Origin of the sequence: Bartonella sp. MU70NMGDW (assembly GCF_042194085.1) — a bacterium.
Lineage (GTDB): Bacteria > Pseudomonadota > Alphaproteobacteria > Rhizobiales > Rhizobiaceae > Bartonella > Bartonella grahamii.
This window is the reverse complement of the sequence record NZ_JBHIMK010000395.1, coordinates 1-1,054: the sequence shown is the minus strand read 5'-3', so window position 1 is coordinate 1,054 and position 1,054 is coordinate 1. Positions and strand designations below refer to the sequence as shown.

Annotated in this window: 1 protein-coding gene; it reads right to left on the bottom strand. The window is 30.9% G+C overall.

Going from position 1 to position 1,054, the window contains the following annotated elements:
• Window positions 1-737 precede the first annotated feature (737 nt).
• Window positions 738-995 carry a hypothetical protein gene (locus tag ACFIKE_RS11230; RefSeq protein ID WP_375650017.1) on the bottom strand — a complete coding sequence of 86 codons (258 nt, stop codon included), beginning with the start codon at window positions 993-995 and terminating at the stop codon, window positions 738-740.
• Between the last annotated feature and the right edge of the window lie 59 nt (window positions 996-1,054).

Here is a 1,054-nt window from a genome sequence, read left to right as displayed (position 1 = left end):
ATGCGTTGACCATGTTTGGCCCAGAAGCTTTCTGGATCATCGATGCTTTCTCGATACCATTGTTGATAAGTTTCCTCATCGAGTAAAGTATTTTTTTTGATCTCTTCTGATACTGGATAGATTTTTTCAGTCATGTTTCCCTCTTTTTATTGTTTTGAAAATCTGCCTCTGTATTTTTGTATGGTTATATTTGTGGCAGAGTTTTCCCAAAAGCTTTTCATTGTGAGGTTAGACTAAATGACAAAGATTAGAATAGTCAATTTTTAAATCTGATGTGATGATATTAAAGAAGGTATTCTATGTTTTTAGGATACTCAAATATAGCAAAACCTATTGCGGTATAGAGCTTTTTATAAACGCATAAAGACATTTTAAAAATGTCTATTATAAAATATTTCTTATAAGTTGATATAAACCAATATAGTTAAATAAAATACTAACAAGAAAGAATATTGAGCTTATTAATAATGATTTTTTTAGAGAATCTTTCCAACTATAAGAAATAAAATTATAATAAAAAAGATATATTAAACCAAAAAAAATGTTGCTATAAGCGTTTCAATAATTTTAGAGATAAGATCTGTCATCACGCAATCCAAATTATAATATAATTACAAATTATAAATATCTCTGAAGTCCGTCTCAATAATAATTGTAGATAATATAATTTAGATATTTTTCGAAAAAAATTACAAATTATTAACTTCAGAGATATCTTTATAGTTGCTCTCTAAAAATTAGAACCAACACTCATGAACTTTCTGTACGAACCCTAAACCAAAACCTCCGAAGAAACCAGTCGTGACACCAGTAAGGCCACCCATAAGTGCACCCGGACCAGTTACAGCTCCCAGTGCTGCTCCGGTTATCCCTCCTGCAACTGCATAGTCAAAACCCTGTGCATTCATGTGAGACATAAAATCATTAAAGCCACATGCATTTCCATGAGTAGGTCTTGAATTGTGCGAATGACCAAAAGAATGACTTGTCGCCATATGACCGAATGTGTTGAATGAACCAAACATATTAATTCTCTATATTAAAAGTAGTATCA

Coding starts and splice junctions, on each gene's coding strand:
- ACFIKE_RS11230 (WP_375650017.1), bottom strand. CDS start 995: ATGGCGACAAGTCATTCTTTTGGTCATTCGCACAATTCAAGACCTACT.